The organism is Kribbella sp. CA-253562, assembly GCF_050942265.1.
Classification (GTDB): Bacteria; Actinomycetota; Actinomycetes; order Propionibacteriales; family Kribbellaceae; genus Kribbella.
This window is the reverse complement of record NZ_CP192049.1, coordinates 8,160,602-8,178,016: the sequence shown is the minus strand read 5'-3', so window position 1 is coordinate 8,178,016 and position 17,415 is coordinate 8,160,602. Positions and strand designations below refer to the sequence as shown.

At 69.8% G+C, this 17,415-nt stretch carries 15 protein-coding genes; 10 read left to right on the top strand and 5 right to left on the bottom strand.

Going from position 1 to position 17,415, the window contains the following annotated elements; genetic code table 11:
- The first annotated feature begins 73 nt into the window (after positions 1-73).
- A complete protein-coding gene (locus ACQPXM_RS38950; RefSeq protein ID WP_432942999.1) occupies positions 74-772 on the top strand; it encodes a hypothetical protein in 699 nt (232 codons plus the stop codon).
- Positions 773-819: 47 nt separating this feature from the next.
- Complete coding sequence (locus ACQPXM_RS38945) at positions 820-3,129, top strand: SNF2-related protein (protein WP_432942998.1); 2,310 nt, start codon at positions 820-822, stop codon at positions 3,127-3,129.
- 4 nt (positions 3,130-3,133) lie between these two features.
- Here the strand turns inward: ACQPXM_RS38945 and ACQPXM_RS38940 are convergent, their stop codons facing one another.
- The 3 genes from ACQPXM_RS38940 to ACQPXM_RS38930 are packed head-to-tail and all read right to left on the bottom strand — an operon-like array spanning position 3,134 to position 6,323.
- Positions 3,134-4,543: an ABC transporter substrate-binding protein gene (locus tag ACQPXM_RS38940; protein WP_432942997.1), complete on the bottom strand. Its 1,410-nt coding sequence runs from the start codon at positions 4,541-4,543 to the stop codon at positions 3,134-3,136.
- A gap of 14 nt (positions 4,544-4,557) precedes the next feature.
- Positions 4,558-5,409, bottom strand: coding sequence for a carbohydrate ABC transporter permease (locus tag ACQPXM_RS38935; RefSeq protein ID WP_432942996.1), 852 nt, complete (start codon positions 5,407-5,409; stop codon positions 4,558-4,560).
- A complete protein-coding gene (locus ACQPXM_RS38930) occupies positions 5,406-6,323 on the bottom strand; it encodes a carbohydrate ABC transporter permease (protein WP_432942995.1) in 918 nt (305 codons plus the stop codon). Before ACQPXM_RS38930 ends, ACQPXM_RS38935 begins: the two co-directional genes overlap by 4 nt.
- 85 nt (positions 6,324-6,408) lie before the next feature.
- Here ACQPXM_RS38930 and purD point away from each other — a divergent pair, with 85 nt between their 5' ends.
- Positions 6,409-7,686 carry a phosphoribosylamine--glycine ligase gene (gene purD / locus ACQPXM_RS38925; RefSeq protein WP_432942994.1) on the top strand — a complete coding sequence of 426 codons (1,278 nt, stop codon included), beginning with the start codon at positions 6,409-6,411 and terminating at the stop codon, positions 7,684-7,686.
- Between the two features lie 64 nt (positions 7,687-7,750).
- On the opposite strand, the gene ACQPXM_RS38920 is transcribed toward purD, so the two are convergent.
- Positions 7,751-9,325 (bottom strand): alkaline phosphatase D family protein, encoded by a 1,575-nt coding sequence (locus ACQPXM_RS38920; protein ID WP_432942993.1) that lies wholly within the window; start codon positions 9,323-9,325, stop codon positions 7,751-7,753.
- Positions 9,326-9,619: 294 nt separating this feature from the next.
- On the opposite strand from ACQPXM_RS38920, the gene purB reads away from it, so the two are divergent.
- The 6 genes from purB to ACQPXM_RS38890 all read left to right on the top strand — a co-directional run bounded on the left by purB (position 9,620) and on the right by ACQPXM_RS38890 (position 15,605).
- Positions 9,620-11,056, top strand: a complete 1,437-nt coding sequence (gene purB, locus ACQPXM_RS38915; protein WP_432942992.1) for an adenylosuccinate lyase — start codon at positions 9,620-9,622, stop codon at positions 11,054-11,056.
- Positions 11,057-11,059: 3 nt separating this feature from the next.
- Positions 11,060-11,416 carry a hypothetical protein gene (locus tag ACQPXM_RS38910; RefSeq protein ID WP_432942991.1) on the top strand — a complete coding sequence of 119 codons (357 nt, stop codon included), beginning with the start codon at positions 11,060-11,062 and terminating at the stop codon, positions 11,414-11,416.
- Position 11,417: 1 nt separating this feature from the next.
- The gene (locus ACQPXM_RS38905) at positions 11,418-11,810 is read left to right on the top strand and encodes a hypothetical protein (RefSeq protein WP_432942990.1); all 393 of its coding nucleotides are present in this window, start codon (positions 11,418-11,420) and stop codon (positions 11,808-11,810) included.
- Between the two features lie 63 nt (positions 11,811-11,873).
- A complete protein-coding gene (locus ACQPXM_RS38900) occupies positions 11,874-13,100 on the top strand; it encodes a glycosyltransferase (RefSeq protein ID WP_432942989.1) in 1,227 nt (408 codons plus the stop codon).
- Positions 13,100-15,094 carry an ArnT family glycosyltransferase gene (locus ACQPXM_RS38895; RefSeq protein WP_432942988.1) on the top strand — a complete coding sequence of 665 codons (1,995 nt, stop codon included), beginning with the start codon at positions 13,100-13,102 and terminating at the stop codon, positions 15,092-15,094. Before ACQPXM_RS38900 ends, ACQPXM_RS38895 begins: the two co-directional genes overlap by 1 nt.
- An 88-nt stretch (positions 15,095-15,182) precedes the next feature.
- Positions 15,183-15,605 (top strand): hypothetical protein, encoded by a 423-nt coding sequence (locus ACQPXM_RS38890; protein WP_432942987.1) that lies wholly within the window; start codon positions 15,183-15,185, stop codon positions 15,603-15,605.
- 58 nt (positions 15,606-15,663) lie between these two features.
- Here the strand turns inward: ACQPXM_RS38890 and ACQPXM_RS38885 are convergent, their stop codons facing one another.
- Entirely contained in the window at positions 15,664-16,260 is a 597-nt protein-coding gene (locus ACQPXM_RS38885) for a TetR/AcrR family transcriptional regulator (protein ID WP_432942986.1), read from the bottom strand.
- A gap of 47 nt (positions 16,261-16,307) precedes the next feature.
- Between ACQPXM_RS38885 and ACQPXM_RS38880 the strand changes: the two genes are divergently transcribed.
- On the top strand, positions 16,308-17,384 hold the full coding sequence (locus tag ACQPXM_RS38880) for an FAD-dependent monooxygenase (RefSeq protein WP_432942985.1): 1,077 nt from the start codon (positions 16,308-16,310) through the stop codon (positions 17,382-17,384).
- Positions 17,385-17,415 lie beyond the last annotated feature (31 nt).

Below are 17,415 nucleotides of genomic sequence, written 5' to 3'. Positions count from 1 at the left end.
CGACTCCTCGGTTCGGACTTTTCTGGACCCTAATCCCGGGTGGGGTTCCTGAACAGCACTACTGTGAGTGGTCATGCGGAACATGTTCGCGGTCCTGCTCGCGACACTGGTCTGCGGTGCCCAGCCCGCGGCCGCGGCGCCGGTGGAGAACTACGGTCAGTACTCGCTGATGTTCGAGCGCTCCGCCGGTCAGTACTGGGCCGGCGGTACGGCGGCCGGCCAGTGGTCCTGGACCCCGTCGAGCGCGACCACCTCGGACATCTCCTGGGGTGACCCGAAGGCCTGGCCGCCGAAGTCGGCCGAGCGGTTCGTGCGTGAAGGCGACTGGGTCCTGCTCGACGGCTACAACGACGGCGTCGGTCGCCCGCTGACCCAGATCCAGCGCGTCACCACCGAGAAGATCGGCGACGCCACGTGCGCTGACCTGCAGCCGCTTCCGTCAGCGGACGGCCGCCAGCACTACGTCAAGTGGACGATCCCCGCCGCCGGCTACTGCCTCGACGCCACCGGCACGATCAAGGGCAGTTCGACCTCGGTCAACTTCCGCCATCTCCAGAAGTGGCTGCCGCCCCACCCGTGCTCCAACCCGTCGTTCGCGAAGCAGACATGCATCACCCAGGTCGAGCAGTGGTGGGACGACAACAAGCACCCGTACTCCCTCCAGCTCTCCCGCTCGGTCGAGCTGGCTCGCGGTCTGGGCATGGCCTTCACCAACCGCACCACCGTCCCGGTCACCTGGAACGCCGACGGCAAGCACTACTGGCACTACTGATCCTCCACCCGTTGATCGCGCAGCGTGACAGGCGGCAGACTGGCTCGGTGAGCGATCAGGGGGAGTCGCCGGACGCGGACCGGATGCGGTCGAGCGTCGGCAAGCCGGCGCGCGATCTGATCGGCCGGATCGACGAACTCCGGGCGCGCGCCGAGGCCCTGGTCGGCAAGCCGGAGGCGCTGCGGGAGCAGGCCCGCCAGCAGCTCGCCGTACTGACCCGGCGGCAGATCGGCAGCGAGCTGGAGAACCTGCCGGTCACTGCCTTGCAGGAGGTGATGGGCAAGCGCGTCACCACGCTGGAGCGGGCCGGCTACCGGACCATCGGGCGGCTGGCCGGCGTGTCATCTGCCGAACTCGTCGCGCTGCCCGGGATCGGGCCGAAGACCGCGGAGAAGATCACCGAGGCGGTCCGGGCTGTCGTGGCCGACGTCGCCAAGTCGGCCCGGTTCAGGTTTCAGCCGGACCGACCGGACAACGAGCAGCGGGACCTGCTGGCGACGCTGACCGCGATCCGGCGGGCGGACCAGGCTGCCACCCAGCTGATCGGGCCCGTGCGGGAGCTGACGGGCATCACCCAGCAGTGGCTGGTCGCTGCGGCTCCGGCTCGGCGCCGGCTGTCGATGTGGTTCTCGGGGCGGGACAAGAAGCAGGCGGCGCTGCTGGCGCTGAGCCGGCTCGAGACGATCGACCGGCATCCCCGGACGGCCTGGCTCGCGGGCGAGCTCACCCGGCACGAGCAGTCGGTCGCGCTCACCGGCTATACCGACGAGCGGCTCTGGAACGAGTACGCCGCCGACGCCGCGGCGGTGAACGCGACCCTGTCGACCGTCAGTGGAGTCGAGGTCGAGGTCGAGGCGGCGCAGGGCTTCATCCCCGAGGAATTACGGCAGCGGATCACCGCCGTTCCGCTGGACCTGTCGCTGATCAAGTCGACGCTGCGCGGGTATCAGGTCTTCGGCGCGCAGTACCTGATCCACCAGGAACGGTCGATCCTCGGCGACGAGATGGGGCTCGGCAAGACGATCCAGGCCCTCGCCGCGGCGGCGCATCTCGCGGCCCGCGGGCAGCAGCGGTTCCTCGTGGTTTGCCCGGCCAGCGTCCAGATGAACTGGCTCAACGAGATCTCCAAGCACACCCGGCTGGAAGCCCACAACCTGCACGGCGCTCAGCGCGAGTGCGCCGCTCGCCGGTGGCTGCGCGACGGCGGGGTCGCGGTGACGACGTTCGGGACGTTGGGCAGCCTCGAGATCCTGAAGGGCCACGACCAGGCGCTGCTGATCGTCGACGAGGCGCACTACGTCAAGAACCCGAAGGCCCGCCGGACCCAGGTCGTCGCCGAGGCCGTGGCGGCGGCGCAGCGGGTGGTGTTCCTGACCGGTACGCCGATGGAGAACCGGGTCGACGAGTTCCGCAACCTGGTCGAACACCTCCGGCCCGGAACCGTGAAGGGGCTGACGGCAATCGATGTCGTTGCCGGAGCCAAGCAATTCCGCCGGGCCGTCGCACCGGTCTACCTGCGGCGCAACCAGGAGGACGTGCTCACCGAACTGCCCGACAAGATCGAGATCGACGACTGGGTGCTGCCGAGCCAGGCCGACCAGACGGCGTACGTCGCGGCGGTGCGTTCCGGCAACTTGATGAAGATGCGCCAGGCCGCCTTCGAGGCCGAGGACTCGGCCAAGCTGGAACGGATCGGCGAGATCATCGAGGAGGCCGGCGAGGACGGCCGCAAGGTGATCGTCTTCTCCTACTTCCTCGGCGTGCTGGACCGGATCCAGCAAACCTGCCCCACCGCCGGCTCGATCCGCGGCGCGGTCCGCCCGGCCGAACGGCAACGCCTCGTCGACGAGTTCACCGCCGCCCGCGGCCACGCCGTCCTGCTCTGCCAGATCGAAGCCGGCGGCGTCGGCCTGAACATGCAGGCGGCCTCGGTCGTCATCCTGGCCGAGCCGCACTGGAAGCCGAGCGCCGAAGAACAGGCGATCGCCAGAGCCCACCGGATGGGCCAGATCCGCACGGTCCAGGTCCACCGCGTCCTGGCCAAGGACAGCGTCGACGAACGAATCCGCGAGGTCCAGGAACACAAACGCCTGCTCTTCGACGAGTACGCCCGCAAGAGCGACGCGAAGAACCTGGACCGCCGAGCCATCGACCCCCTGCACCAACCATCCCGCATCCAGGACGACCTACCACCCCGCCGCCAGGACGAACCCCGCCCCCGCGCCCTGGACGACGAAAACCTCCCCACCGAACAACGAATAGTCCTGGCCGAACAACACCGCCTGGGCCTCCGCCCGACCGACGCCGAACGCACCAGCGGCCGGGAAGCGGATCGCTCCCCGGCCGCCGAGAACTGACGTACTACTTCTTGACCGTCTTGTTGTACTGGTCGATCTGGGGCTTGATGGATTCGGCGGCGGCCTTCATCGCGGCGGCCGGGTCGGTGCCGAGGACTGCTTTTTCGAGGCCGTCCTCGGAGGCCTTGCGGGCCTGGGGCATGACGCCGAGGATGCAGCCGGAGGACGCGTTGCTCGGCTTGGTGTTGTGGAGTTGGGTGATGGCGGTGGTGAACTGCGGGTACTGCGCCACCCAGGCCTTGTCCTCGGGCAGGTCGAGGGCCTTGGAGTTGATCGGGAAGTAGCCGGTGCCGGTGTGCCAGGCGGCCTGCTGCTCGGGGGTCGACGCGAACTTCACGAACTCCCACGACGCGCGCTTCTCGGCGTCGGAGTGGCCGGGGCCGTTGACCCACAGGGAGGCGCCGCCGATGATCGGGCCGCCGGTGCTGTCGGCGGACAGCTTCGGGAACGGCGCGGTCAGCACGGTGAACTTGCCCTTGGCCGCGTCGAGGTAGCCGCGCAGCACCCCGGTCGACTCCAGGTGCATCGCCGACGTGCCGGACTTGAAGACGGCCTGGGCGTCGTCGGTCTTCTTGCCGGTGTTCGGCATCAGGCCCTGCTTGACCATCTGCTGGTACCAGGTGGCGATCTTGACGCCCTGCTCACCGTCGAACTCGACCTTGGTGGCCAGGTCCGTGCGGCCGTTGTCGTTGTCGCAGTACGTCGTACCGGACTGCGCGATCAGCTGCTCGACGAACCAGCCGTAGATCGCCGCGTTGAAGCCGTACTGGACGGTCTTGCCGCCCTGCTTGACGGTCAGCTTCTTCGCGGCCGCCATGATCTCGTCCAGGTTCGACGGTGGCTTGTTCGGGTCGAGCCCGGCCTTCACGAAGGCTTCCTTGTTGATGTACAGCAGCGGCATCGAGGTGTTGAACGGCATCGAGTTGAGTTGTGAGTCGATCGAGTAGTAGTTCGCGATATTCGGCTCGATCGAGTCCAGCGCGTAGCCGTCCTTGTCGGCGAAGCTCTGGATCGGCACGGTCTGCTTGGAGTCGATCATGAACCGCGAGCCGATGTCGTAGATCTGTACGACCGAGGGCGTGTTGCCCTGCTGCACCGAGGTCTTGTACTTCGTGATCGTGTCGTCGTAGTCGCCCTGATAGACGGCCTGCACCTCGATCTTGCCGGTGAACTTGTCGTTGAACGCCTTCACCAGCTTGTCGACGGCCTCGCCGTTGGCGCCCTTCATGCCGTGCCAGAAGGTCACCTTGGTGACGCCGCTCGCGTTGTCGAGCGCGCTCGCGTCGGGCGCGTCCTGCCCGCCGCCGGACTCGCCGCCGCCGGAGTCACTGCTCCCGCAACCGGCCGCCACTAGGGCGAGCATCGCCAGCAGGGACGCCGCGGTCGCCGTACGCCGTTGTCGGATCGATCGCATGGTTTGTACCTCTTTCATCGGATCGCGCCCGCGGTCAGCCCGCGGACGATGAAGCGCTGGCCGAAGATCACGATGGCCAGGGTGGGCAGGATGGACAGGGTGACGCCGGCCAGGATCAGCCCGGGGTCGGCGGCCTCGGCGTCGTTCAGCTGGCTGATGCCGATCTGCAGCGTGCGGCGGTCGGCCGAGTCGCCGATCAGCAGCGGCCAGAAGAACTGGTTCCACGCGGACAGGAAGACGTAAAGCCCGACCGCCGCCAGGGCCGGCTTGTTCAGCGGAACGAGGATCTGGCGCAGGAACCGCCAGTGCCCGCAGCCGTCGATCGTCGCCGCGTCGCGCAGCTCGGTCGGGAACTGCAGGAACGACTGCCGCAGCAGGAACACCCCGAACGCGTTGGCCAGGAACGGCAGCACCAGCGCGATCATCGTTCCGGCGTACGACGCGGTCAGCCGTTCGCCGCCGAGCTCCCAGCTGGTGATGGTCAGGTAGTTCGGCAGCACGATGGACTCCCACGGCACCATCAAGGTGGCCAGGAAGAGCCCGAACAGCACGGTCCGGCCCCACATCTTCATGAACACGAACGCGTACGCCGCCAGCACGCTGGTGACGAGTTGGGACACGGTGATGATCGAGGTCTGCAGGATCGAGTTCAGGTACTGCCGGCCGATCGGCGTCCCGGACGACGACGCCGCCTCGTAGTTGCCGGTGAAGATGCCGTGCGGGAACAGGTCCGGCGGGTACGCCGAGATCTGGCCGGGTGACATGATCGAGCCGGCGATCACGTAGTACACCGGGAAGATCACCGCCAGCGCGGCGACGATCAGTACGGCGTAGGTGACGACGCGGCCCACGGTCAGCTGCCTCACTTGTAGTGCACCCGCCTTTCCAGTACGCCGAACTGGATCGCCGTGCAGGCCAGCAGGATGACCAGCAGCACGATCGCCTGCGCCGACGCGGCGCCGAAGTCGCTCGCGTTGTTCGCGAACGCGGTGTGGTAGATCGAGTAGACGAGCGTTTTGGTGGACTGCTCGGGCCCGCCTTCGGGGGTGAGGATCTTGATCTGGCCGAAGCCCTGCAACGACTGGATCGTGGAGATCACCACCAGGAAGAACAGCTGCGGGCCGAGCATCGGCACGGTGATGAATCGGGCCGCGCGCCAGCCGCCGGCGCCGTCCAGGGTGGCCGCCTCGTTGATCTCCTGCGGGATCGCGCCGATGCCGGCCGACAGCACGAGCACGTTGTAGCCGATGCTCATCCAGACCGTGGTGATCGCGACGCTGATCAGCGCCCAGTCGGGGTCGGTCAGCCAGCCGATCCGGTCCACGCCGAACCGGCCGAGCAGCCCGTTGGCCAGTCCGATCGCCGGGTTGTAGATGGTCGCGAAGATGACCGACGCGCTGGCCACCGAGAACGCGAACGGCAGCGCGAAGGCGGTCCGGAAGATCCGGATCCCCTTGATGTGCTGCTCGAGCAGCAGCACGATCGCGAGTCCGCCGAGTACGCCGGGGATCACGGTCAGCAGGACGAACGCGAACGTCACCCACAGGATGTGGCGAAACTCCGCCGAGCCCAGCATGTCGCGGTAGTGCTGCAGCCCGACGAAGGCGTCGGGGCGGCCGAACAGGTCGGAGCCGTGCAGCGACAGCGAGATCGACTTGCCCAGCGGCCAGACGATGAACAGCGCGAAGATCACCAGGCAGGGGGCCAGCATCAGCCAGGACAGCAAGGACGCAGGGGTGGGCCGGCGCCGCAGCGGCGCCGGTGCGGAACTTGTAGTCAATCGAGTACCTCCAGTAACGCGCAGTCTGACACCCGCCCAGGGCAGCCGGAACCACGCGGGCACAGGTGCACTAGGCTCATGGCCCGTGAAGGTTCTCGTCATCGGCTCTGGCGGCCGTGAGCACGCACTGGTCTGGGCGCTGAGTCAGGATCCCGACGTCACGCAGGTGGTGGCGGCCCCGGGTAACCCTGGCATCGCCGCGTTGCGGCCGGCGTCCGAAGGGCAAACGATCGTTTGCCGCCCGGTGGACATTTCGGACCACGACGCGGTCGTCGCGCTGGCCCAGGAGCTCGGCACCGACCTGGTCGTGGTCGGTCCGGAGGCGCCGCTGGTGGCCGGACTCGCCGACCCGCTGCGCGCGGCCGGCATCGCGGTTTTCGGCCCGTCCAAGGAAGCGGCGCAGCTCGAGGGGTCGAAGGCCTTCGCGAAGGACGTGATGGCCGCCGCGAGCGTGCCGACCGGCCGCGCCTACGTCTGTACGACGCCCGAGCAGGCCGCCGAGGCGATCGACGCGTTCGGCCCGCCGTACGTGGTGAAGGACGACGCGCTGGCCGCCGGTAAGGGTGTCGTGGTGACGTCCGACCGCGAGGAGGCGCTGGCGCACGCGGCCGAGTGCGGGCAGGTGCTGATCGAGGAGTACCTGGACGGCCCGGAGGTGTCGCTGTTCGCGATCACCGACGGGACGACGGTGCTGCCGATGCAGCCGGCCCAGGACTTCAAGCGGCTCGGCGACCACGACGAGGGCCCGAACACCGGCGGCATGGGCGCCTACACACCGTTGCCCTGGGCACCGGAAAAGCTGGTCGAGGAGATCACCGCGAAGGTGCTCCAGCCGACCGTCGACGAGATGCGCCGCCGCGGCACGCCGTTCAGCGGACTGCTGTACGCCGGCCTGGCGCTGACCAGCCGCGGCGTCCGGGTGATCGAGTTCAACTGCCGCTTCGGTGACCCCGAGACCCAGGCGCTGCTGCCGCTGCTGAAGACGCCGCTCGGCGGCGTCCTGTACGCCGCGGCGACCGGCAAGCTCGCCGACGCCGAACCGCTGGCTTGGAAGAACGGCTCCGCGGTCGCCGTCGTGGTCGCGGCCAAGAAGTACCCGGCCAAACCGCGCAGCGGCGACGCGATCACCGGCATCGAGCAGGCCGAAGCCGGCGGCGTCCGCGTCTTCCACGCCGGCACCAGCCAGGACGGCGACGACCTCGTCACCGCCGGCGGCCGGGTCCTCGCGGTCAGCGCGACCGGCAAGGACCTCGACGAGGCCCGCCAGCGCGCGTACGCCGGTGTCGGCCAGATCCGGATCAAGGGCTCGCAGCACCGCACCGACATCGCGCTGAAGGCGGCCCGCGGCGAGATCACCGTCTGAGCGCTCCGAGGACCGGCCGGCTCGCCCCCGAGCCGGGGCCGGTCCCGGATAGCGCCGGGTCTGCTCAGACCCGGCGGGCTCCCGGGCGGCCGTCGTCGATCTGGAAGCTCGCCCGCGTCCTCACAGGAGCGCCGGGCCGTGACACGTAGTCCACGATCCGGAAGTCCACGGTCCACCCGGCCGGCGTGACGACGTTGCGGACGTACCCGCGCTCGCGGTTGATGAACTTCAGATGCGGGTTCTCGGCCAGCTGCCGGGCGTCACCGGCGGCGTTGGGATCGCTGTCGCCGCCCGAGCTGATCGACGTCCCGACCAGCTCGGTGCCGACCACCGCGGCGGCCGGGTCGTCGAAGTCCGCGGTGATGTTCGAGACGTAGTTCATGTGCACGTCGCCGGTCAGCACCACCGGATTGCCCGCGTGGACGAGCTGGTCCCGCAGCCGGTCGCGCGCGATCGGGTAGTTGTCCCACGAGTCGTCGTTGAAGCCTTGCTCGGGACCGACGGTGAAGTCGCGCTGGGAGAACACCACCTGCTGGGCCAGCACGTTCCAGCGCGCGGTCGGTCCGGCGAGGGCGTCGGTCAGCCACTTCTCCTGGACGTCGCCGAGCATCGTCCGGCCCGGCTCGTACCGGCGGGCCGGGCCGACCTGGTCGCTGCGGTACTGCCGGGTGTCCAGCAGGTAGAAGTCGACCAGGTCCCCGAACGTCAGCCGCCGGTAGAACTGGATGTCGGGTCCGCTCGGACGCTGCGCACGGCGTACGGGCATGTGCTCGTAGTACGCCTGGAAGCCGGCCGCGCGACGGGCCAGGAACTGCTCGACCGGCACGTTCGGGTCCACGTCGGTACCGGCCCAGTTGTTGGCGATCTCGTGGTCGTCGAACGTCATCAGCCACGGGAACGCCGCGTGCGCCGCCTGCAGATCGGCGTCGCTCTTCACCTGAGCCAGCCGGACCCGGTAGTCGGGCAGCGTCTGGACCTCGCGGACCGGCACGTACCCGCGGCCGATCGTGCCCTGACCGTCGCCGGTGTAGAGGTAGTCGCCGAGAAACGCGACCAGGTCCAGGTCTTCCGCCGCCAGATGCCGGTACGCCGTGTAGAAGCCGGCCGGGTAGTTCTGGCAGCTCGCGAACGCGAAGGAGAACCGGTCCAGCCGGTCCGTCGGCCGAGGCGCGGTCTTGGTTCGGCCGACCGGGCTCAGCTCGGCGCCGGCGCGGAAGCGGTAGAAGTACGTTGTCCGCGGCTGGAGTCCCGAGGCGTCGACGTGGACGGAGTGGGCCTCCTCCGGGCGGGCCAGCTCCATGCCGCGGGCGACGACGCGGCGGAACGTCTCGTCCTCGGACATCTCCCAGTGGACCGGGACCGGACGGTTCGGCATGCCGCCGGAGCCGTCCTCGGCCAGCGGCTCCGGGGCGAGCCGGGTCCAGAGCACCACCCGGTCGGGCAGCGGATCACCGGACGCCACGCCCAAGGTGAAGGGTCCACGCACCGGGCCGTGCCCGGCCGCGGCACCGGTTGTGCTCGCCGAGGCGGGGCCGGGCGACAGCGTCGTGAGCGCGGCGGCGCCGAGGGCTCCGGACCACAGCAAACGCCGCCGGCTGGGCGTCCACGGTGTGGCGGGGGTGACGCTCGGGTCCTGCATGGTTTCTCCTCGGGTCGGCCGCCGTGCGAGCGGGCCGGGCCAGCGGATCACTGTCGCCGCAACGACTTTCCGCCGTGGTGTGAACGGCCGGGGAACGACTCCCAGCCCGGGAGTGGACGCCCACCACTCACCAAGCCGACGCCCACCACCGACCAACCTCCGCGATCACCTTCCGGACGGCCGCTCTCACGCTGAGTGCCGGTCGGTGCCCAGGACCTGATCGGTGGTGGGCGTCACTTGGTGAGTGGTGGGGGTCCACCCCGGCACCTGGGCCCGACCAGGGAGAATGGCAGCGTGCCGAACTCCAGCAAGCCCCGGATCCCGAACGTTCTCGCGTCGCGCTACGCCAGCTTGTCGATGGCCCAGCTGTGGTCACCGGAGCACAAGATCGTGCTCGAGCGGCAGTTGTGGCTGGCGGTGCTGAGCGCGCAGAAGGACTTCGGCGTGGACGTGCCGGACGGCGTCATCGAGGACTACCAGCGGGTCCTGGACCAGGTCGACCTGGAGTCGATCGCGGCTCGGGAGCGGGTGACCCGGCACGACGTGAAGGCGCGGATCGAGGAGTTCAACGCGCTCGCCGGGCACGAGCACATCCACAAGGGCATGACGAGCCGGGACCTGACCGAGAACGTCGAGCAGCTGCAGATCCGGGCCGGGCTGGAGCTGGTCCGCGATCGCGCCGTCGCGACGGCGGTGCAGCTCGGCCAGAAGGCCGCCGAGCACGCCGCGCTGGTGATGACCGGCCGCTCGCACAACGTCGCCGCGCAGGCGACCACGCTGGGCAAGCGGTTCGCCTCGGCCGCCGACGAGCTGCTGGTCGCGATCGCCCGGCTGGAAGAGCTGATCGACCGCTACCCGCTGCGCGGCATCAAGGGCCCCGTCGGTACGTCGCAGGACATGCTCGACCTCTTCGGCGGGCAGGACAAGATGCTCGCGGGCCTGGAGTCGGAGGTCGCCCAGCACCTCGGCTTCCGCCGGACGCTGACCAGCGTCGGCCAGGTCTACCCGCGGTCGCTCGACTACGAGGTCGTCTCCGCGCTGGTCCAGCTGGCGGCAGGCCCGTCGAGCCTGGCGACCACGATCCGGCTGATGGCCGGGCACGAGCTGGTCACCGAGGGCTTCAAGGAGGGCCAGGTCGGCTCGTCGGCGATGCCGCACAAGATGAACACCCGGTCCTGCGAGCGGGTCAACGGCCTCGCGGTGATCCTGCGCGGCTACGCGTCGATGGCCGGTGAGCTGGCCGGCAACCAGTGGAACGAGGGCGACGTCTTCTGCTCCGTGGTACGCCGGGTCGCGCTGCCGGACGCGTTCTTCGCGCTGGACGGGTTGTTCGAGACGTTCCTGACCGTGCTGGCCGAGTTCGGGGTGTATCCGGCGGTGGTCGACCGCGAGCTGGAGCGGTACCTGCCGTTCCTGACCAGCACCAAGATTCTGATGGCCGCGGTCAAGAACGGCGTCGGCCGGGAGACCGCGCACGAGGTGATCAAGGAGCACGCCGTCGCGACTGCGCTGGACCTGCGCAAGGGTCTGGCCGCCAACGATCTGTTCCACCGCCTCGGCGCCGACGGCCGGCTCGGCCTGACCGAGGAGCAGATCGTCGGCATCGTCGGCGAGCCGCTCAGCTTCACCGGTGCGGCCGTCGCGCAGGTCAACGCGGTCGTCGGCAAGATCGACCAGCTCGCCAAGCGCTACCCCGACGCGGCGACGTACGCGCCTGGTGACATCCTCTAGCTCGTGTACCAACCGCTCACCTGGACGCTTGTCGGGCTGTCGCTGGTCGCGATGGTGTTCGCGATCGTGCTGGCGGCTTTGGACCGCCGGATCAACTGGACCCTGCTCGGCGTACTGGGCGTGATCGAGGTCGGACTGCTCGCCCAGCTGGTCGTGGGGATCGTGCAGCTGACCGGGACCTCGCGAGACGTCTCCGGACCGTTTTTCGTCGGCTACCTGATCGGCGCGCTGCTGGTGCTGCCGCTCGGCGCCCTGTGGGCGTTGGCGGAGAGCAGCCGGTGGGGCGCGGGTGCGCTGGCCGTCGCGTGTCTGGTGATCCCGGTGCTCGAGCTGCGGATGCACGAGATCTGGGTCGCCTGAGATGACTGAGGCTGCCGCCACGCGGCACGGCCCGGGACGCATCCTGATTCTGGTGTACGGCGTCTTCGCGCTCGCCGCGACCGCGCGGGCCGCGGTGCAGATCGCCACCCAGTTCGACCGGGCTCCGATCGCGTACCTGCTCTCGGCCGTTGCCGCGGTCATCTACTGCCTGGCGACCTTCGCGTTGGCCAAGGCAACCAACCTGTCCCGGCGGGTGGCGACGGTCGCGATCGTCGTCGAGCTGATCGGGGTCGTCGGCATCGGCGCGTTCAGCTACGCCGTACCGGAGGACTTCCCGGACGCGACGGTCTGGTCGCACTTCGGTCAGGGCTACGGCTTCGTCCCGCTGGTGCTGCCGATCCTCGGCCTGCTCTGGCTTCGTCGTACGGCCTGATTCCCAGGCAACTCCCAGCCCCGTGCAGGGACCGGCCCAGGTTGGCCCGACAGCCTGGGTGGCATGCAGAACTCAGGTCATCCTCGGGTCGAGATCGTCGTACCCGTTCGCAATGAGGAGTACGACCTCGGCCCGAACATCCGGCGGCTCCGGGACTTCCTGGACACCGCCTTCCCGTTTCCGGCCGAGGTCTGCATCGCCGACAACGGAAGCACCGACGCCACCTTCGAGATCGGATCGCTGCTCAGCGCGGAGCTGTCCGGCGTCCGGATCGTGCGGATCGAGCAACCGGGACGTGGCCGGGCGCTGAAACAGGTCTGGTCCGGCAGTACGGCCGAAGTCCTGGCGTACATGGACGTGGACCTGTCGACGAACCTGAACGCCCTGCTCCCGCTGGTCGCCCCGCTGCTGGCCGGCCACAGCGACGTCGCGATCGGCACCAGGCTGGCGCGCGGGTCGCGAGTGGTCCGGCGGCCGAAGCGGGAGATCATCTCGCGCGGTTACAACCTGTTGCTCAAGGCAACACTTGGAACGCGGTTCTCGGACGCGCAGTGCGGCTTCAAGGCGATCCGGCGCGACGTGGCCGAGGCGTTGCTGCCGCTGATCGAGGACATCAGCTGGTTCTTCGACACCGAGCTGCTGGTGCTCGCCGAACGGTCCGGCCTGCGGATCCACGAGGTCCCGGTCGACTGGATCGACGATCTCGACTCGCGGGTCGCGATCGCCCGGACGGTCGCCGACGACCTGCGCGGCATCGCCCGGTTGCACCGCACGCTCGGACGGCTCCCGCTGGATCCGGTGCGGAGAGCCTTCGGGCGTCCGGCCGTCGCCGATCCCCGGACGGCGCTCGCCGCGCGGGTGCTGCGGTTCGCGGGCGTCGGCGTACTCAGCACGATCGCCTATGCCTTGCTGTACCTGCTGCTGCGGCAGACGATGCCGGCGCAGGTCGCCAACGTACTGGCCCTGCTGGTGACGGCGATCGGCAACACCGCGCTGAACCGCCGCATCACCTTCGGGGTCCGCGGCATCCAGAACCGGGGCCGGCATCAGCTGCGCGGCCTCGTCACCTTCTTCATCGGCTGGAGCCTGACCGCATCGTCGCTGTGGCTGCTGCACACGGCGGTCGCCGTACCGGCGACGGCGGTCGAGGTCACCGTGCTGACGATCGCCAACCTGGCCGCGACGGTGGTCCGGTTCAGCCTCTTCCAAAGCTGGGTCTTCGACGACGAGGCGCCCACTCTGCCGACCTTCGAACCCCCAGCGGTTCTCGACCGGACCCGGAGCCACTGATGAGCACCCTGACCGAACCCGTTGCCAGACCTCGCGCGGTCGCCACGTCGTACCGGATCAGCCGGGACAACGCCCTGTACGGCGGACTCCTGGTCCTGACCGCGATCGCCTATCTGTGGGGGTTGTCGAAGAACGGCTACGCCAACGAGTACTACGCGGCCGCCGTGCAGGCGGGATCGACGAGCTGGAAGGCCTGGTTCTTCGGGTCGTTCGACGCGGCGAGCTTCATCACGGTGGACAAGACGCCGGCCTCGTTGTGGGTGATGGGGCTGTCCGGGCGGATCTTCGGCTTCGGCGTCTGGAGCATGCTGGTCCCGCAGGCGTTGATGGGCGTCGCGAGCGTCGGGTTCGTCTACGTCTCGGTCCGGCGGTGGTTCTCCGCTCCGGCGGCGTTGCTGGCGGGCGGGATCCTCGCGCTGACGCCGGTGGCGGTGCTGATGTTCCGGTTCAACAACCCGGACGCGCTGCTGGTGCTGCTGCTGGTCGCCGCGGCCTGGGCCGTGACGCGGGCGATCGACTCGGAGCGGTTCGCGTGGCGGTGGATGGCGCTGGCGGGCCTGCTGGTCGGGTTCGGGTTCCTGACGAAGATGCTGCAGGCGTTCCTGGTGCTGCCGGCGTTCGGGCTGGCGTACCTGATCGCCGGCCGGCCCGCGCTCGGGAAGCGGGTCGTCCACAGCCTGATCGCCCTCGGCACGATGATCGTCGGCGCCGGCTGGTGGATCGCGATCGTCGAGCTGCTGCCGGCCTCGGCGCGCCCGTACGTCGGTGGGTCGCAGACGAACAGCATTCTCGAACTGACGCTGGGCTACAACGGTCTCGGGCGATTGACCGGCAACGAAGCCGGGTCGGTCGGTGGCGGGACCGGCAATCCTGGCTGGGGTGGCGCGACCGGGGTGCAGCGGTTGTTCGGTGCGGAGTTCGCCGGGCAGATCGCGTGGTTGTTGCCTGCGGCATTGATCGCGACGGTGGTGCTGGTGGTGGCGGCAGGTCGTTCTGCGCGGACCGACCGGACCCGCGCGTTCGCGATCCTGTGGGGCGGGTGGCTCGTGGTCACCGGGCTCGTCTTCAGTTACATGCAGGGAATCATCCACAGCTACTACATGGTGGCGCTGGCGCCGGCGATCGCGGCACTCATCGGCGCGGCCGCGACGGTGCTGTGGCGGCGGCGAGCCGAGTGGTTGCCACGGGTGGTGCTCGCCGGTGGCATCTTGCTGACCGCCGGGTGGAGCTTCAAGCTGCTGACGTCCGCGACGGGCTATCTGCCGTGGTTGCGCTGGACCGTGCTGGTCCTCGGGGTGGCGGCCGCAGGCGCCGTGATGCTGCTGCCGGAGCTCGCTTTGCGGCGTACGGCGATGCGGCGGGCTGGGGTGTTCGCTGGGACGCTGTTGGTGCTGACTGCCCTGGCCGGTCCGGCGGCGTACTCGGTGTCGACCATCAACTCGGCCCATGCCGGTGCTCTTCCGACGGCCGGTCCCGCGAGCGTGGGGGGCTTCGGAGGACGAGGCGGCATGGGCGGTCCTCCGCCCGGTCTGGCGAACGGCGGACCGGGCGGACCCGGCAACGCAACCGGCGGACCGGGGGCGACGACAGGCGGCGGGATGCGGGGAGGTGGCGCCGGTGGATTCCTCGGCGGAGGCGGGACCAGCGGAGTCTCCAGCGAAGTGATCGCACTCCTGCAGCAGGGGGCGAGCAGCTACACCTGGGCCGCGGCCGCCGTCACCGCCAACGGCGCCGCGCCACTTCAGATCGCCGCGGAAGTCCCGGTGATGGCGATCGGCGGCTTCAACGGCACGGACCCGGCTCCGTCGCTGGCCGAGTTCCAGCAACTGGTCGCCGAGGGGCGGATCCACTACTTCGTCGGATCCGGCGGCGGTGGCTTCGGCGGCCGCGGCGGCGGCACCTCGAGCGAGATCTCCACGTGGGTCGAGCAGAACTTCCAGGCTCAGACCGTCGGCAGCACCACCATCTACGACCTGACCAGCAACGGAGTTTGACGAGACGGCCCGTGCCGGTCCACCGTCCATCCGGTGGACCGGCACGCCGTGCGTTCGGTCCAGGTCCCGGTGGGGTAAGGAACACCTCGTGGAATGGTCGAACGTCACCTGGTTCCTGACTGCCCTCGGCGCGGTTGTCGTCCTGCTGACGCGGATCCGGCTCGGTGGTGAGAGCGCGGGTGAGCAGAATCGCTCCAGCGGTGTCGCGGGATACTCCTCGGCACTGCTGCGGCTGCACACGATCGTCGGCGTGCTGACGTTGGTGGCCTGGATCGTTGCCTTGGTCACCGCTCGCCGGGAGATCGCGCTCGGAGCCCTGGCCGGCTGGTGGTTGCTGGCGATCATCGGATTGTTGCTGCTGGCCCGTTGGTTGCCGAGCGGCGGCCGGCACGCCGAGGAGAAGGCCGCCGACGCCTGGGGCTCGGGCGCCGGCCTGTCGTTGCTCGGTCACCTCGGCATGGTCGTCGGCGTTGCCTACTTCACCTTCGTCACCCTCACCGATCGCCTGTAGCCGACTTCCGCGTCAGAGACGAAGTGACGGCTTCGCCGGAGGCCGCCTGTCGCCGGAATCAGTCCGTCCGGAAGCCGTCGAGCAGCGCGCGGACGGCCCGGCGTACGGCGGTCTCGAAGGCGTCCGCGGACAACGTCCGCCCGGCGCCGGCGACGCGGTCCCAGAGCAGTCCGTCGAGCATCGCGGCGAACGGCCAGGCGGCCTGCTCGGGATCGCGGATGCCGAGCGGGGCGAGCATGCCGGCGAGGTGTTCGCGCAGGACCCGGCCGCCGTGGGTGATCGCGTCGAGCACCTCGGGGCGTCGGCTCGCTTCCAGGGAGAGCTCGTAGCGCGCGAGCTGGTCCTCGGCCCGGTGCCGGATGAGCTGCAGCACCATCCCACTCAGCAAGTCGGCGGTCTCGTCGCTCGAACCCCCGGCGTCGGCCACGGCCGGCGGCGCAGCGGCCAGGTCGCGTTCGAGCATCCGGCTGACGCAGGCGGTGAGCAGGGCGTCCCGGGTCCGCAGGTAGTACGACGTGGAGCCGGGCGGCAGGCCCGCCTCGGTGTCCACCGCACGGTGGGTCAGCCCGCGCAGACCCCGGGTGGCGACCAGGTGGATGGCGGCGTCGGCGATCGCGGCGCGGCGCTCGTCGCCACGAGGAGGACTTTTCGGCACGGCGCCAACTCTACCCACCCGTCCTCTACAGATGTAGAGTCACGAGCATGAGGACTGCGATCGTGGTGGGGGCGGGGATCGGTGGGGTGGCGACGGCGCTCGGACTCGGGCGGGCCGGCTGGCAGGTGACCGTGCTGGAACGCGCGCCGCAGTTGGGTGAGGTCGGCGCCGGAATCTCGGTCTGGCCGTCGGCGGTGAAGGCGTTGCAACAGCTCGGCGTGACCGGGCTCGAGAAGGCATCCGTCGTGTCGGCGCCGGCGGGGATGCGGCGGCCGAACGGGCAGTGGGTGGTCAAGGCGTCGGCGCTGGGGCTGGAGCTTCCGGTCATGGTCCACCGGGCCCAGTTGCACGAGCTGATCACCAGCGGGTTCGGTTCCGGGGTGACCGTGCGGACCGGCGTCACGGTCGACGGCTTCGCGGACGGGGCCGTGCGCGCCGGCGGGGAGGAGTTGCGCGCGGACCTGGTGGTCGCGGCCGACGGATTGCGCAGCGTCGTACGGGATGCGCTGTATCCGCGGTACGCCGGACCGCGGTACTCGGGCTACGCGGCGTACCGGGGGATCGCGGACGTGGAGCTCGAGGACGGCGGCGGTGAGACCTGGGGGCGCGGGCGCCGGTTCGGCTTCGCGCGGCTGATCGATGGGCGCTACTACTGGTACGCGACCGAGAACCGGGCGGCCGGGGCCGTGGGCGATGTCTGGTCGGCCTTCGATCAGTGGCACGACCCGATCCCTGAGTTGCTGGAGGCAACCAAGCCGGAAGCCGTGCTGCAGAACGACATCTACGACCTGCCGCTGCCGCTGGTCCCCTTCGCCCAGGCCAATGTCGCCCTGCTGGGCGACGCCGCGCACGCGATGACGCCGAACCTCGGTCGCGGCGCCTGCACGGCGATGGAGGACGCCGCTGCGCTCGTCCGGCACGTCACCGGCCCGGCCGCGATCCCGGCCGCACTGACCTCGTACGACGCCGAGCGCCGACCGGTCGCCACGAAGCTGGTCCGGGTCTCGCGGAACGTCGGCCGGGTCGGCCAGCTCGACGGCCGGATCGCCGCAGCCGTGCGCGACGGTTTGCTGCTGACCGGCGGAAAGGTCGCCGGACTGCTGGCCCGGCGGCGGTCCGGCTGACCGGGCGGGTGTGCCAGCGGGCCGAGACGGA